This is a genomic window from Tangfeifania diversioriginum (genome assembly GCF_900141875.1).
Lineage (GTDB): Bacteria > Bacteroidota > Bacteroidia > Bacteroidales > Prolixibacteraceae > Tangfeifania > Tangfeifania diversioriginum.
In genome coordinates this window covers 160,330-176,064 of the sequence record NZ_FQZE01000005.1, presented here as the reverse complement: position 1 = coordinate 176,064, position 15,735 = coordinate 160,330, and the positions used below count along the sequence as shown (strand labels likewise).

10 protein-coding genes are annotated in these 15,735 nt (G+C 42.9%); 3 read left to right on the top strand and 7 right to left on the bottom strand.

Going from position 1 to position 15,735, the window contains the following annotated elements; translation table 11 throughout:
- Nucleotides 1–8: 8 nt before the first annotated feature.
- From BUC07_RS05170 to BUC07_RS05145, 6 genes are all read right to left on the bottom strand, one after another.
- A complete protein-coding gene (locus BUC07_RS05170) occupies nucleotides 9–2,870 on the bottom strand; it encodes a SusC/RagA family TonB-linked outer membrane protein (RefSeq protein WP_175552466.1) in 2,862 nt (953 codons plus the stop codon).
- A gap of 291 nt (nucleotides 2,871–3,161) precedes the next feature.
- Entirely contained in the window at nucleotides 3,162–4,526 is a 1,365-nt protein-coding gene (locus BUC07_RS05165; protein WP_073166569.1) for a Gfo/Idh/MocA family protein, read from the bottom strand.
- A gap of 89 nt (nucleotides 4,527–4,615) precedes the next feature.
- A complete protein-coding gene (locus BUC07_RS05160) occupies nucleotides 4,616–5,509 on the bottom strand; it encodes a DUF6807 domain-containing protein (RefSeq protein ID WP_073166566.1) in 894 nt (297 codons plus the stop codon).
- A gap of 101 nt (nucleotides 5,510–5,610) precedes the next feature.
- Complete coding sequence (locus BUC07_RS05155; protein ID WP_073166562.1) at nucleotides 5,611–6,003, bottom strand: GxxExxY protein; 393 nt, start codon at nucleotides 6,001–6,003, stop codon at nucleotides 5,611–5,613.
- Between the two features lie 101 nt (nucleotides 6,004–6,104).
- Nucleotides 6,105–7,349, bottom strand: a complete 1,245-nt coding sequence (locus tag BUC07_RS05150; RefSeq protein ID WP_083578101.1) for a DUF6807 domain-containing protein — start codon at nucleotides 7,347–7,349, stop codon at nucleotides 6,105–6,107.
- Between the two features lie 127 nt (nucleotides 7,350–7,476).
- Nucleotides 7,477–8,514 (bottom strand): uroporphyrinogen decarboxylase family protein, encoded by a 1,038-nt coding sequence (locus BUC07_RS05145; protein WP_073166559.1) that lies wholly within the window; start codon nucleotides 8,512–8,514, stop codon nucleotides 7,477–7,479.
- Between the two features lie 108 nt (nucleotides 8,515–8,622).
- Between BUC07_RS05145 and BUC07_RS05140 the strand changes: the two genes are divergently transcribed.
- The 3 genes from BUC07_RS05140 (at nucleotide 8,623) to BUC07_RS05130 (ending at nucleotide 14,829) form a co-directional block, all read left to right on the top strand.
- Nucleotides 8,623–9,489 carry an AraC family transcriptional regulator gene (locus BUC07_RS05140; RefSeq protein WP_073166556.1) on the top strand — a complete coding sequence of 289 codons (867 nt, stop codon included), beginning with the start codon at nucleotides 8,623–8,625 and terminating at the stop codon, nucleotides 9,487–9,489.
- A 97-nt stretch (nucleotides 9,490–9,586) separates the two neighbouring features.
- A complete protein-coding gene (locus tag BUC07_RS05135) occupies nucleotides 9,587–13,354 on the top strand; it encodes a beta-galactosidase small subunit-related protein (protein ID WP_073166552.1) in 3,768 nt (1,255 codons plus the stop codon).
- A 131-nt stretch (nucleotides 13,355–13,485) separates the two neighbouring features.
- Nucleotides 13,486–14,829, top strand: coding sequence for an NAD(P)/FAD-dependent oxidoreductase (locus tag BUC07_RS05130; RefSeq protein WP_175552465.1), 1,344 nt, complete (start codon nucleotides 13,486–13,488; stop codon nucleotides 14,827–14,829).
- A 65-nt stretch (nucleotides 14,830–14,894) separates the two neighbouring features.
- Here BUC07_RS05130 and pyrF read toward each other — a convergent pair whose 3' ends face one another.
- Nucleotides 14,895–15,725: an orotidine-5'-phosphate decarboxylase gene (pyrF, locus tag BUC07_RS05125; RefSeq protein ID WP_073166544.1), complete on the bottom strand. Its 831-nt coding sequence runs from the start codon at nucleotides 15,723–15,725 to the stop codon at nucleotides 14,895–14,897.
- Nucleotides 15,726–15,735 lie beyond the last annotated feature (10 nt).

Below are 15,735 nucleotides of genomic sequence, written 5' to 3'. Positions count from 1 at the left end.
TTTAAAGTTTAAAAATCAACATTTATACCCAGTGAAAACATACGGGTACTGGGAGTTTCGCTGCTAATAACACCATCGTATGATTCCGGATCAAGATTGCTTGACAGTCTGGAAAAAATAAATGGAGTTTCAGCATTGAGGTATATTTTCATCGATTTGATGCCAATGTCTGAAAGAATCTGTTTAGGTAAATTGTAACCTAATTGCATATTTCTTATTTTTAGGAAATCCCCCGAACTATATCCTCTGGATTCACTGTAAAGCGGATATTCCCTACTCCCATCAGGTTTTGGATGGTCATTTGTAGGATTGTCCTCTGTCCAGAAGTCGACATCCAGGTTATTGTATCTGCCTTGCAAAGTGGCATGATTAACCTCGAATTCGTTATAAATGGTTTGCCCGAAAATTCCCAGCAACAAAAAACTGAATTCAAAATCCTTGTACATCAGTCTTGACCCTAAACCAAGAGTTGCTTTAGGAATATTTGTTCCAAGAATCACACGGTCTTCTTCGTTGATTTTATCGTCGGGCACTACATCCCGAATTTTTATTTCACCTGGATTTGCCTGATAAACATCGGCTTGTGAGGCCTCATCGAGTTGCCAAATTCCAATCTTATCATAGTCGTACCAAACGGTCAAGGGTTCCCCGATAAACCACTCATTCCCAATATCATCTGTTTTGTTCCCATACAAATCAACTATTTCTTCTTTATTTCCAAACAGATTCAGGTTGGCAGACCATGTTAAATCCCGTGTGGAAATAATTCTTCCATTTAGGGTAAGTTCCCAACCTCTGTTTCGGGTTTCTCCAATGTTTTCCATTACGTTATCGAATCCTGACGTTATCGGTATTTTTCGTTCAAGCAATAAGTCAGTTGTATTCGTTTGATAAACTTCAAAACTTCCGGCAATATTATCTCCAATGCCAAAATCCAATCCAATATTGGTGGTTGCAGATGACTCCCATTTTAAATCCGGATTGGCAATGGTCCCCGGGCGATAACCATATCCAGAACCATCTCCAAAAGAATATATAGTGCGGGTAAGACCACCACGGGTTTGGTATGGAGTAATTCCCGTATTTCCTGTTACACCGTAACTCACCCTGAACCTAAGATCGGAAAAAAGCGTTTGACTGGACATAAAATTTTCGTTACTTATTCTCCAGAGGAAGGCTGCTGATGGAAAAAATCCCCATTTTTTTCCTTCTGACAGCCTTGACGAGCCATCATAACGCCCTGTAACTGTGAACAAATACCTATCAAAAAGTTCGTAATTCACGCGGCCCATGAATGACATAATTCCCCATTCTTGCAGATCTGAATCATAATCGAGCACAGTTTCGGCAGTCTCAAGGTTGTGGAAAAGCTGATGTTCATAAGGAAGTCCTTCCACATCGATGATTGTCATCTCATAATCCGATTCTTGTACACTAAATAAGCCGGTAGCCTTAAGTGTATTGTTTTCATTTATTACTTTTGTATAATTCAGGATGTTTTCAAAGGTGTAAGTAAAATTTTCTTCATGATTTTTTAACGCTCTTGGTGTACTGAATTGTCTTTCTGATGATAAACTTCCCTGGAACAGCCCTCTCGTGTATTTCTGATAATCATTACCATAATTCATCCTATAACTCAGGCTATTTGTGATGTCGATTTCTGCATATAGGTTACTGAAAACTCTTAGTCTTGTTCGGTCATCAGCAATAGCATCTTCAACAAAATCAGCCAAAGGATTCCACAATAACGGATCAGCGCCTGGCTGATAAACCATCTCCCCATCTTCATACGGTTCGGCTAAGGGAGAAATATTCACTGCACCGCCATAAACATTAGATCCATAATTTTGAATCTGATCGGAAAGTTGGGTTGAAGTGCCCACTCTTATTCTGTCCGAGATGTTGTGATCTAAGTTTATCCTTAATGTTTTCCGGGTAAATTTTTGAGTTTCAATTACTGCCTGTTCATCGAACAGGTTTGAGGCGATAGAAAATGCTGTTTTCTCATTGCCTCCTCTAACGCCCAGTTGATGACTTTGCTGATACCCATTTCCAACTACCAAATCTAACCAATCGGTAGATACGCCCCTTTCAATAGCATCTTCTTCGGCCGATGTAAATGGCCTGCCTCCCACCTCTTTTAATCGGGTATATTGTTCTCCATTCATTAGGTCGGGTTTTCCCAAAGGTGAGGTGACACCGTAATATCCGTTGTACGATACAGTAGTCGGATAATTACCTCCACGGGTAGTAGTAACAAGAATTACACCGTTTGCACCTCTTGATCCATAAATAGCAGTAGCAGAAGCGTCTTTCAGAATTTCCATTGACTTGATGTCTCTTGGGTTTATGTCGTTAATGTTTCCTTCATAGGGAATACCATCAATAACATAAAGCGGATCATTTGTGGCCGTTAACGATCTTCTTCCTCTAATACGAATAGTCACTCCGTCACCTGGGCGATTGCCTGATGCGAGTGCCATTACCCCTGCAGCCCTTCCCTGCAAGGCAGAGCCTGCATCTATTATGGGCATTTCCTGGATGTCCTGGGTAGTAACTGAAGAAATGGCACCTGTGATATTGCCTCTTCGTTCAGTACCGTATCCAATAGCAACAACCTCCTCTAATCCAATAACATCAGAAAGCATAGTTACATTAATTGCGGACTGATTACCAATAGAAATTTCTTGAGTTTTCATTCCAATAAATGAAAAAACAAGAACATCGTTTTCTTCCGGAACTTCAACAGAATACTGTCCCATTTCGTTGGTTATAGTACCAATTGTTGTCCCTTTTACAACAACAGTTACACCAGGCATAACCATTCCATCCTCTGATGAAACTACACCTGTAACTGTTTTTTGACTCATTGCATAATTTATGCACACAATGTTCAATACAATTAGAATCAATAGTTTACGCATAGATTTAAAAATTATTAGTTAATAAGAATAAATTGAGAAATACCTGACTTAAAAAATGATTATTAAATTATTTAAATCATTTTTACTAATCAGTAATAAAAAATAGAAGTGAATTATATTTTCATAGTTTTGCGTTTAATAATTTAACAAGTGGTTAATTTATTTTTAATGAAGGGGGAATGTGGCTGCATTTCCCCTTTTAAACATCCAGATATTAATCTGGTAATGGCTGGTTGTTTACCGTTTCACGTAATCAGTACCATAGGGATACCGCTGCGGCCGACTCAGCATGGAATTGGCCAGATCATTATTCACAAACCTTTCATTTTGAGGATCCCATTTCAAAATTCCGGGCGCTTTCATGGCAATGTGGCTGATCAAACAAACGGTGCAGGCACGGTGCCCAATTTCTACCGGTGAGATCGGTTGTTTGCGCGACTGCACACAGTCGAGCCAGTTGCCGTGTTGCTCTTCACTCACATATAAATGGATTTCATTTTCACCGATTTCTGAACGCAATATATCTTCACTACTGGCATCGAGTGCTTTTGTACTGCCTTCGGGAATCGGGTCACTGGCTGTTGCCCGGTATGCACCGCGGGTTACAAAAATCCAACCGTCGGTTCCTTCGTAGCGGATCCCGTTGGGGAAACCGCCGCTGGTATAAACCGTTATGCCGTTTTCGTATTCCTGTTTTACCATAAAATCGCCGTGTACGTTCCAGTCGCCAAATTTGGGAAACTGAGCCACTGCCTCCACTGAAACAGGACCTGTGTACTCGGTGTCCATTCCCCAGGCAGCTGAGTCGTAATGATGTTGCCCCCATCCTGTAATCATTCCGGCGCCGTAGTTTTCATGGCGCAGCCAACCCGGGCGACTATAGTCATTTTGCGGATGAACCAGTTTTTCTTTGTATTCTATTTCGGGAGTGGAACCCAGCCACATGTCAAAATTCAGGTTGGAAGGCACCGGGCCGGTTTCAAAGACAGGGCCGGAAGGATCACCCGGCAAACCAACTTTCACAGTGTGAACCTTACCAATTCTCCCGTTTCTTACCAATTCTGCAGCTCTTCTGAATTGTGGCGACGAACGTTGCTGGGTACCCACCTGCAGAATAGAGCCCTCCCGGTGAACGATGTCGCTTAGCAACCGGCCTTCGGTAACGGTGAGAGAAGTTGGTTTTTGCAGGTAGATGTCTTTCCCGGCCAGTGCAGCTTCAATCGCGGGTTGCGAATGCCAGTGGTCGGGGGTGCTGATTACAACTGCATCGATGTCCTGATTCAACAGCATCTCTTTGTAATCACCGTACATTTTTACGTCCACACTGTTTCCTTTTTCGTTGTAAAAATCTTCCACCAACTTTTTACCGTCGGCCATGCGTTTGCTGTCCACATCCGAAACGGCTACCATGCGGGCAACATCGTATTGCATCACTCCCGGCATATCATGGCTGCGGGCAATTCGTCCGCATCCAATTTGTCCAATATTAATTTTGTTGCTTGGCGCATTCTTGCCAAAAACAGAGGATGGTACAATGGTGGGAATTACCATAGCGCCTGCAGTTGTTGCGGCAGTGTTTTTTAGAAAATTTCTTCTTTTCATGATAATATTGTTTAAAGTTTAAAGTTCAAGGTTCAAAGTGTGGGTTTTATTTCCCCGTAAAATACTAATTAAATATCGCTCCACTTTTTTCATTCATTTGAATATTTTACAAATTCCTGTGCAATTTTAGCTTCTTCGTGATCTCCTGTATGCACTATTACACGGTACCGCAAGTTAATTTGTTCTCCTTTTTTCAGTATAATGTTTTTATCATTTTCCGGCCAGTACATGGGAGTGGGCGAGAAAAATCCGTAATCGCGGGTAAACCAGGGAGCCGGATACCAATCGTTCGACGGATGTTGCAAAATGGCCATTCCTTCGGTTTTACCCATTCGCTCTCCGTGATAATCCATCCAGGGCGAACGTTTGCCAAATGTTCCATCCTCGCTAATTTCACCTCTGGCGTTTATCACCGTTCCGCCGTTTACAACAGCCAAATCCATATCCATTCTTCCGCTGAAAAGGGAGTGGTTGGTTTTTTCGATCGTCACATCCATCAGCATCTCCATCGAAATTTCAAAATCGATTTGATATTTTTCGGATGATGGAACTGAAACACTGATTTTGCGTTTGTCTTTGATGGGCGCATCGGCACCGGGCCGTTTCCAGATGCATTCATTTTCAACTATGGCTTTTTCTCCGCCCGTTTCGAGAATATCGGCCCGCAGCGAAACAATCTGTCCGCGTTCCAAACCTTCCTGCCAGTAATTGCCGCCATTCACCTTGTCGCACCCAAAAAACAGCGAGCTGTGATGCGGATATAGCGAATTTCGCATGGAAGTAACATTGGCTTTCGAAGGGCCATTGACAGGAAAGAAAAACGGATATTTTTCATATTCTGAAATAATATAACTCGTAATCAAATTGCCATTTGCCCTAAACTCAATTTTATCGCCCACTTTTTCGGCGGTAACCTTCGGTTGTGCTGATGCTAAAGAAATTGTGGAAATAAGAACCAGGCAGAGTAAGATGAATTTTTTCATTTTATTTTTTGTTTTAAGTTTTTAATCTGTGAATCTGTGGCAAAAACAGGAGATGTTGCCACAGATTCACAGATTGTATTTCTTTTATGCAATGTCACAGATTATAAGATAACTCGTTTTGTTATTAATGAATCTTCTCCAAAATTTACAATTAAACCCAATTTACATTTCGATGCTGCAAGATAATTAATAACCCATTTGTAATGATTTTCAACAATTCCCTGTTGCGCTTTTACTTCAAGAATAATTTTGTTATAAACTACAAAATCGGCATAAAAATGATGAGGCAGAATAATGTCTTTGTACTCAATTTCATATTTCTTTTCACGCTCGTAAGGAATTCCTTTTTTTGTGAATTCATATTCCAATGCATCTTTATAAACAATTTCCAGAAATCCTTTTCCTAAAATCCGATGTACCTCCATGCAAATTCCGATTATTTCGTAACTCTCCTTTTGCAGCGGGTATTTTTTATCATCGTAGTTTCGGCTCATTTTTTTTTAATTCAATAACAATCAGACGATATTGCAATTAGTTATTAATCTGTGAATCGGTGGCTGTGATTTTTCTTTCGCCACAGATTCACAGATTTTTTTTATTCATCAATTGTAACTTGTGGCACAGTTGCAAAACTGTTCCAGTACATTTCGGCTGTCTCGGAATCCATTTTACCGTCGAAAACAACCATCCGGTATTTTAATGTGTAGTTTTGATTTGAGTTCAGTTTCCAGTCATCGTGCCTGATGGGTACAAATTCGAAATACATATCACCACGTCCGCCGTTGGCATCTAACGGCCAAACGCGCATGGGTTCGGGGTGCATCCGGTTTGACGGGTGACTCAGAAACAGGATTCCCGAGCGGCCTTCTTCGGTTTCCGATTCACCCTCAACAATACACCAGCGGGCGTACGAACCATCGGCATCTGCCCTGGTTTTTCCGTCGGAAGTCAGCACAGTACAATTGTCTTTGTGCCATTTTTCGGTGGCGCGGAAACCAATGCCCCCGCCGTAACGGTAAGCATCGAGCATAATTCCGTTTTCGAGCGGACTGTTCAGGGTGGTGGTGTAGTCGATTACTCGAATATCGTCTGAAATATTCCACACCCGCACGTCCAGGATTTCGTTCATGGCCACCTGGTCAGGCCCGTGTCCGCCAAAATCGATGTGTTGCTGCAACGCCTGAAATCCACTGAAAATTTCACCTTCCGATTCTGATAAAAAACCGGCAAACTTAACCGTGCCCTGTCCTTTCGCCAGGTTCCAGAAATCCACTTCCCGATCGCCAATGTGAGTTTTTGTCCACGGTCCCCAAATTCCGTAATGGTGGTAGTGGTCGGGTGGTTGAATGCGCGAAAGCACTTCGCCGCCGGGCGACCAAAGCGGATGAATAAAACCGGAACGCTTGAAAAGCGGATTCACTCCCTCGGGCGGGAAGGTGGTTTCAAAACGGTAATTTAAAATTGGTTTATCGTTTTGCAGTAAACTCAAATCTTTTTGATTTCTTTTTACTAAAACTTGTGATTCTGCGTTAATTGCTTTGTCCTCCTGCTTCAATATAAATTCGCGGGAAGATCCTTTTTTTGATTCCCCTTTTAAAAAAAACCAGAGTTTTGCCGAATGGCCGGGTTCAAGCTGACTGGCGATCAGTTTTTCTCCGCCGGGCGTTACTTCATAAAGCGTTAACTTGCCTTCATCGGTATTGTAGTTCAGTCCGTCGAGCGACAACGAAACCGGTGCATCGATACGCTCCTCATCAATATGAACTGAAAATTTTGTCAGCTTCTGTGCATTTAACTGCAAGCTAAAAACTACGAAAATCAAACAGAATATTTTTTCCATACTTTTACTTTTATGTCAATGATTCATTTAAAAGCCAATCATATTTTAACCACATAGGCACAATAGAGCACATAGGATGATTTTAAATTTCTAATGTGTCCTATGTGCCTATGTGGTTTTCTCTTATTCATTTTATTTCTTCATCAATTGTTTCCTTAAACGCTTTGATATTTTCGGTTGAAACACCGGGTGGCATTCCGCCGCCACACGACCAGATTACCCGGTTTTTGTCGCCGAAATCATGCACCATTTTACGGGTTTCTTCTCTCACATGCTCCGGAGTTCCGGCAGCCAGTACATCGCGGGGTGGCAGGTTTCCAATCAGCGCTACTTCAGGGCCGGCCAGCTCACGGATTTCTTTCATAGAATGTTCAAAACTGAAATTGAATAAATCAACACCCATTTCTTTCAGGTAAGGCGATGATACCAGTCCCTGCGCATCGTTATGGAAAAAGTTCAGTTTGGAATCGAAGGCATTGAAAATACGCTTGATATAGGGCACTGCAAATTCTTTGCACTCCTCTTCTCCAATAAAACCCACTATATCGTCAAGTACCAGAACTCCTTCTATTGACGGGAACATATCTTTCTGGTAATCAATCCACTGAACACTGAACCTGGTAATGGTTTCCAGCAGCTTATGGCTGTTTTCCGGATCCATCATAAATCCCATCATCAATTCAGTAGAACCGAGCAGAAATGAAGCAATATTCAGCGGGCCGCGGACCACGGCGAATTTTACTTCATGCCCCATTTCCTGTATCGGTTTGTGGTAATTCAACAGTCGCTGAATAATAAAAGGCAGCAAACCGTCGGTTTTCGGATTGGGAACTTTCAAATTTCCAGCCGCTGTAATTTCACTGATAATTTTGTTGGCATGGGGCAGGTTAAACTCGTTCCACACCAGTTTGGCACCAAATGCTGACGGTTCGGTACACATGCCAAACTCCGACCAAAATCCGGGGAGAAAAATGATGTCGGAAAAGATTTCAATGGCTTTTTTATTGGTTTCAAACCAAATTTTCTCGGAAGAATAAAACTGAAGTGTGGTCACTCCCGCCCATCCGGGCAGCCACGGACTGTCGATGATAAAACCGGTGACCGGTTTGTCCGGTGTTTTACCATTAACTGTTTCCAGCAGCAACTGCCATTGTTGGTTTGTCATAATTTCAGATTAGTTTTATTACCCAAATTTAGTTTTTTTGCCGTTGAAATGACAGTATTTTTTTAGCAGGTATTTGTACTGTTTTAACATTTTCAGTAATTTTATTTGATGAAAGTGATGCAGGAGCATATTGATTTCCCGCTTCGTTCGGCTGTTAAAGTGAAATGGCGGAAAATGCCGCATTTTACTTATCCCTGGCATTTTCACAGCGAATATGAGATTTTGTACGTGATTGAAGGTACAGGAACCAGTTTTGTTGCCGATAATGCCGAACAATTTGAGTCAGGCGATTTGGCCATGCTGGGCAGCAATCTGCCGCACTTTTGGCGAAGCGATGAAAAATACCACGCACCCGACAGCAATGAACTTATAAATTATATAGTCATTCAATTCCCCGGTGATCTGTTTCGCGCATCGCTTTTCGATTACCCGGAATTCCATGTCATCCAGGAGTTATTTAGTCGTTCGTCGCGGGGAATACGCTTCTTACCAAAGGTTGCTGAGGAAGCCGGCAAACAGGTGATTAAGATTGCCCAAAGCTCAGGGTTCGACCGTGTGATTCAGTTGCTGAAATTACTGCACGAACTGGCAAAAACCGAAGAATACAGGTTGCTGGCCGGCGAATTATACCATCAACAGAACCATGATTTTACAGATAACAGGCTGACTAAAGTGTTGCACCTGCTTACAACCCAATATCAGCAAAAAATTAAACTGGAGAAAGTGGCCGAAATTGCACATCTGCATCCGTCTGCCTTTTGCCGGTTTTTTAAAGAAAAAACAGGAAAATCGTTATCGGAATACGTAACCGATTTACGTATCAGCTATGCCTGCAAACTTATAATAGAAGGAAAACTCTCGGTTACCCAGGTATGCTTCGAAAGTGGTTTCAACAATTTGTCTAACTTTAACCGCACCTTCAAACGCCACACCCAAATGACCCCAACGGAGTATTTTCAGCGGTTTCATGAATAAAAAATTGTAAAACTGTGAAATTGTAAAATTGCTGAATGGCGGGTGAACTATAATCACTAATTTTATAGCTTTACTATCTAATATTAAACCTGATGTTATGAACCGTAATCTTTTTCTCACCCTGATTTTTTTATTTCTGAACGGAGTTGTTGTCCATTCCCAGGAAATTGAATTTCTTCCCGATGACTGGCAAAATCCTGCTGTTTTTGAAAAAGGGCAAACCGCACCACACGCTTTTCATGTGCCTTTTGCTTCAAAAGAAGCAGCGCTTGAGGACGATCCTTCGAAGTGTAAAAATCTTCAGTTGCTGAACGGCACCTGGAAATTCAAATGGGTAGAAACGCCCGGTGAAGTTCCCGAAGGATTTTGGAAACCGGATTTCAGTGTGAGCGAATGGGATGAAATTAAGGTTCCGTCCAACTGGCAAATGGAAGGCTACGGCCATCCGAAATTCCGAAATGTAGCGCTAACTTTTGAAAGTCAGCCTCCCAACATTCCCGATTATTACAACCCGGTTGGCTGCTATAAACATTCATTTAACTTGCCGCGCGATTGGGATGAAAAGGAAGTGATGCTTCGGTTCGAAGGAATAAAATCGGCCTCCTACATTTGGGTGAATGGCAAACGCGTGGGGTACAACCAGGGCGGTTTTGAGCCGGCAGAATTTAACATTACTCCGTTTATTAAAACCGGAAAAAACGATTTGTCGGTGCAGGTTATTCGCTTCTCCGACGGATCGTATCTCGAGAACCAGGACATGTGGCGGCTGTCGGGTATCTACCGCGATGTAAAACTGTATGCTCAGCCCAAAACGTTTACTCACGATTTTTATGTAACCACCGATTTGGATGAAAATTACGAGGATGCAAAGCTTGCTGTTGATTTGGATATTCTAAGCAAGGTCGAAGAAAATTCTGCCTTTTCAGTTGAAGTGGATGTGCTGGATGTTAATAATCGATCGATTTTAAACAACGGCATTCAGTCCATGAATTTTAAAATTGCCGAAAATGCATCACAAAAAGTAACCCTTTCATCTTTGGTTGAAAACCCTAAAAAATGGTCGGCGGAATTTCCGAATTTATATACACTGCTCATTCAGTTAAAAGATGAAAAAGGAGAAACCATCGAAGCCTTCACAAAAAAAATCGGCTTTCGCGAAGTGGAATACAAAAACCACATTTTAACAGTGAATGGCGTTCCGGTAAAACTGAATGGAGTGAATAGCCACATGCATCATCCTGACCAAGGGCAGGCGGTTCCGCTGGAAACCCTGAAAAAAGATTTGCTGATTATGAAGCAATTCAATATTAACAATGTCCGCACATGTCACTACCCGCCAACACCGGAATATTTGGAGCTGGCCAACGAACTGGGAATATATATTTTTGATGAAGTGGGCGATGAAGCGCATGCAAATACGCAACTATCGGAAAACCCGGCGTGGACAGAAATGTACAAAGACCGCAGTCGCAAACTAATTTACCGCGACCGGAATCACCCATCGGTGATTGTGTGGAGCGCCGGAAACGAATCAGGAAGTGGCGATAATATTAAAGCGGTGATTGAAACCGGCAAGGAAATCGATCCGAGCAGGCCCGCCTGGATGTATGGCGGCAACCAGTTTTTTATTCCTTTCGAAGATTTGGTGGGGCCGCGCTACTGGGTGCCCATCGATTATAAAAACCTGGCCGAAGGGAAAATTTTGCCCGAAGACGACAACCGGCAATCATACATGGATGAGTACCTGGCAGCTACCGGAAACGGTTTGGGCGGAATGGATGAATACTGGGAACTAATCCGAAAACACCCGCGATTGACAGGCGGCGCTATCTGGGATTGGATTAGCCCGGGGTTGACAACTCCCCGCTGGATTCTGCCCGATGCTTCGCCCGCAAAAAATGATGGCCAGATTATGGGTCGTCCAACATTTACCATTGGCAAAAATGGTCGGGGGCTCGAATTCTCGGGACATGACGACTGGGTGGAGTTTTACCGCGATCCCAGTCTCGATATTACCGACAACGAACTTTCAATCGGTTTTTGGGTGAAACCGTTTGAAATCCCCCAACCCAATGAGTTTCTGATGAAAGGAAAATATCAGTACGGAATCCGAATGGAAAATCCGGAAACGCTCGAGTTTTATATCCATTCCGGGAAGCGAATTTCAGCAAAAACAAAAGTAGGCGATGATTTTTACGGAAACTGGCACCACATTGCCGGAATTTACAACGGCGAAGAATTGAAACTTTTTATTGATGAAGAATTAGTTACTGAAACTGAATTCAGCGGAAATATCAGTTCCACACCTTTCCCGCTTTGTATTGGCCGCGAAGCTGAAACACAGGATCAGGGCGAACATTCTGGCCGAATGTCGAAAATGATAATCGACGAAGTGAAGGTTTTTAACAAGGTAGTTTCGGTTGGAGAATTTCAGATGGGGCACAACGATGCCGTGCTTGTGCTCGATTTTGAACAGGATGAAAAGGAGGGTGAATTTTACTCCGTTGGACTTGGAGGAAGAACCTACGGAATTATCTGGCCCGACCGCAAAATTCAACCCGAAATTCACCAGATAAAAAAATCGGGGCAGCCGGTTGGTTTTGAAATGGTTGATGCAAAAAAAGGATTGGTAAAAATTACCAACTACCATCATTTTAAAAACCTGAGTGAACTTGATGGAAGCTGGCAACTTCAGGTAGATGGTGAAGTTGTTCAGCAGGGAAAGTTGTTTATTGAACTGCCGGCACAGCAATCGGGCAAATTTGAAATTCCTTTCAATCCAACCAATTCGGAAAGCGAGAAAATATTGCTGGTGTCGTTTAAGCTGAAAGAAGATGAAAGCTGGGCAGATGCCGGACATGAAATTGCGTGGGAGCAGTTTGTTTTGCCATCGTCCGGTAAAACTGAAGAAAATGCAACCAAAACAGGTGAGGTTCAGGTAGAGGAAACGGAATTTGAAATCCTTTTGAGAGGAGATAATTTCAATTATACGATTGATAAAAATTCAGGAAGTTTCACATCAATTCAATTTGATGGAAATGAGTACATTGAGCAGGGACCTGAATTTATGGTGTGGCGCGCACCCATTGCCAACGATATTGACCCGTGGGGAAGCTACATGTTTGAAGAGGGTAAAATGACTCCCGGTTTTGGCCGAAGCATCGACAATCAACTCAGGACATTGGGTATGCGCGATTTGAAAGTGCAGGCAGATGATATTCAAATTAAAAAAGCGGAAAGTAATGTGGTGATTGGAATCAAAGCCTGGTCCAACTCATCGCTTCCGGCCAACCGCAGGTTAAACTGGGGAGGCAATTTTTCGGCATTCGAACGGAATGAAATCTGGACCATTTCGGCTGACGGAACCATTCACCTGGAACAGAAAATCATTCCACACGGCCCGATGCCCGACATGTTGCAAAAGGCCGGGCTGCAATTTCAGTTGCCAAAAGAATTTAGCAATGTGGAGTGGTATGGCCGCGGCCCGTTTGAAACCTACCCAGACCGCAAAACTGGTGCAAAAGTTGGCGTTTACAATTCGGATGTCGATGAAATGTTTGTGCCGTACATTATTCCGCAGGAATACGGCAACCGCACTGATGTTCGCTGGCTGAAAGTGGAGAATGAAAACGGAAATGGTTTGCTGATAAAAGGCGGTGAACTGCTAAATTTCAGTCTGCATAAATACTCAACCGACAACCTTTCGCGGGCAATGTACCAGTATCAGTTGGAAGAGGCGCCCAACACCATTTTAAATGTGGATTATGAAGTTTCGGGAGTGGGCGGAACAGCCATTCGGCAACTGCAACAATACCGGGTGATGCCGGGGGTGCGCAATTACAGGTTAACGATTAAACCGTTTTAGCTTTAATAAAATGTAAAATTTCCTGTAACCAGAGATATCTCATCATTTTTTATGGGGATGACAATTATACTTGCTGTAGGTTTTACCTACCTATTCAAAGAACCAATTATAAACCATAAAAAGTAAAGATGATGATTAGCAGAAGAAAATTTATTACTGCCGGGGCAGTGGGCCTTGGCGGTTTAGTTGTTACAGAAAGAGCCTTTGATTTTTTTTCAGAGAGCAAGGTTAAAGCGAAAATTGTAATTGTAGGAGGCGGTGCTGCAGGAATAACCATGGCCGCCTATCTTAGTGACCAACTCAGGTATGATGACATCACCATCATCGAACCCAACGAAATTCATCATTATCAGCCGGGTTACACTTTAATTGCTTCCGGAACTTTTACGCCGGATGAAATTTTAAAACCCACGAAGGAATTAATTCCCAGGGGAGTGACGTGGATGAAAGACAGGGTAACGGAATTGAACCCGGACAATAATTCAGTAATTACTGCCCAAAACGGAAAAGTTGATTACGACTTTTTGGTGCTTGTACCTGGTTGTGTTACAGATTATGAGCAAATCGAAGGATTGTCGAAAGAAATGCTTGGCGAGAGCGATGTTCATTCCATTTACGATTACAATGGAGCGAAAAAGTGTTATGAAGCGTTGCAAAAACTTACTTCAAAAAAAGAAGGAAGGCTCGTTTTCACGGATACCTACACCAAGTTGAAATGCGGCGGTGCTCCCAAAAAAATTACCCTTTTAACAGAGGATTTCCTCAAAAAGAAGGAGAGCAGGCAAGGTTTTCAGTTTGATTACTACTGCAATTCAACCAATTTAATGACACCTGCCATTTTTGGCGACCGGCTTCAGCATTTGTACGATGAACGCAAAATAGATGTGCACTACAAACGCCGGTTGGTTTCTGTGGACAGTGCAGCCCAAAAAGCAGTTTTTCAGGTATTGGAAGAACCCACCCAGGCAAAGTTGCCAATAAGTGCAGAAACCGAATTAGTTACAGTAGATTACGATTTTCTGCATGTTACCCCGCCTATGGGAACGCCGGATTTTGTGCGCAACTCACCGCTTCCGATTACCGAGGGCGAACTCCGCCACGGTGGCTGGGTAAAAGTTGACCAGGAAACACTGGTTCATCCCGATTATAAAAACATAATGGTTTTGGGCGATGCGGCAGGACTTGCAACCAGTAAAACCGGAGCAGCCATCCGCATGCAGGCCCCCATCGCTGCTGCAAACCTGGTTTCGATAATGGAAGGAAAAGAACCAACAGAAAAATACGATGGTTATACAGCCTGTCCCATTGTGACGGAATACGGCAAGGTGCTGATGTGTGAATTTGGCTACGGGAAAGAGCTGAATCCTACAATTCCGTTTATCGATCCCGGAGTGGAACGTGGCATGTGGTGGGTACTCAAGGCTCACGGCCTGAAACCAATGTATTACCAGGGAATGTTAAAAGGATTGATGTAACCGAAAGAATGCGCTGAGAACGATGAAGGATTATAGTGATTTTCAGGGTTCGCCCCCGCCAATCGCTATAATCCTTTTTCTTTCAGCAATAGTTCCATTTCCTGCTGAACCGCTTTGGCTGCTTCCCCCGCTTTTTTAGCAAAGTCTTTCTCGCCGGAAGCATAAATAATTCCGCGCGAGGAATTTACGAGCAAACCACAGTGGCTGTTCATGCCGTTTTTGGCTACCTCCTGCAAGCTTCCTCCCTGTGCACCCACTCCGGGAACCAAGAGGAAATGGTCAGGAACAATTTGCCGGATCTCTTTCAGCTTCTCGGCTTTTGTAGCGCCAACTACGTACATCATGTTTTCAGGCGTGCCCCAATTTTGGGATGTTTTCAGCACTGATTCAAAGAGCTGGTCACCAGATTCTTCATTTTTTAAATATTGAAAATCGGCAGCGCCTTCGTTGGAGGTGAGCGCCAGCAGAACCACCCACTTTTCAGTGTAGTTCATGAATGGTTTTACCGAATCCTCGCCCATATAAGGAGCCACGGTAACGGCATCGAAATCGAGCTTTTCGAAAAATGCGCGGGCGTATAAATCCGAGGTGTTTCCAATATCGCCGCGTTTGGCATCGGCGATCAGGAAAATTTCAGGATATTTCGATTTTAAATACTCCACTGTTTTTTCGAGCGTATGCCAGCCTTTCCAGCCCAAACTTTCGTAGAAAGCGATGTTGGGTTTATAGGCGACTGTATAATCCGCAGTGGCATCAATAATTTTTCTGTTGAATGCCAAAACCGGATCAGCCGCATTCAGTAAATTTTTCGGTACTCTTTGAATATCGGTATCGAGACCTACACAAAGGAAACTACGTTTTTTTTGGATTTGTTGGAAGAGTAGTTCGTTATTCATTTTTATGAAA

Bases quoted from the DNA above. Each gene is read 5' to 3' on its own strand.
- BUC07_RS05170 (WP_175552466.1), bottom strand. From the start codon at position 2,870: ATGAGTCAAAAAACAGTTACAGGTGTAGTTTCATCAGAGGATGGAATG.
- BUC07_RS05165 (WP_073166569.1), bottom strand. From the start codon at position 4,526: ATGAAAAGAAGAAATTTTCTAAAAAACACTGCCGCAACAACTGCAGGC.
- BUC07_RS05160 (WP_073166566.1), bottom strand. From the start codon at position 5,509: ATGAAAAAATTCATCTTACTCTGCCTGGTTCTTATTTCCACAATTTCT.
- BUC07_RS05155 (WP_073166562.1), bottom strand. From the start codon at position 6,003: ATGAGCCGAAACTACGATGATAAAAAATACCCGCTGCAAAAGGAGAGT.
- BUC07_RS05150 (WP_083578101.1), bottom strand. From the start codon at position 7,349: ATGGAAAAAATATTCTGTTTGATTTTCGTAGTTTTTAGCTTGCAGTTA.
- BUC07_RS05145 (WP_073166559.1), bottom strand. From the start codon at position 8,514: ATGACAAACCAACAATGGCAGTTGCTGCTGGAAACAGTTAATGGTAAA.
- BUC07_RS05140 (WP_073166556.1), top strand. From the start codon at position 8,623: ATGAAAGTGATGCAGGAGCATATTGATTTCCCGCTTCGTTCGGCTGTT.
- BUC07_RS05135 (WP_073166552.1), top strand. From the start codon at position 9,587: ATGAACCGTAATCTTTTTCTCACCCTGATTTTTTTATTTCTGAACGGA.
- BUC07_RS05130 (WP_175552465.1), top strand. From the start codon at position 13,486: ATGATTAGCAGAAGAAAATTTATTACTGCCGGGGCAGTGGGCCTTGGC.
- pyrF (WP_073166544.1), bottom strand. From the start codon at position 15,725: ATGAATAACGAACTACTCTTCCAACAAATCCAAAAAAAACGTAGTTTC.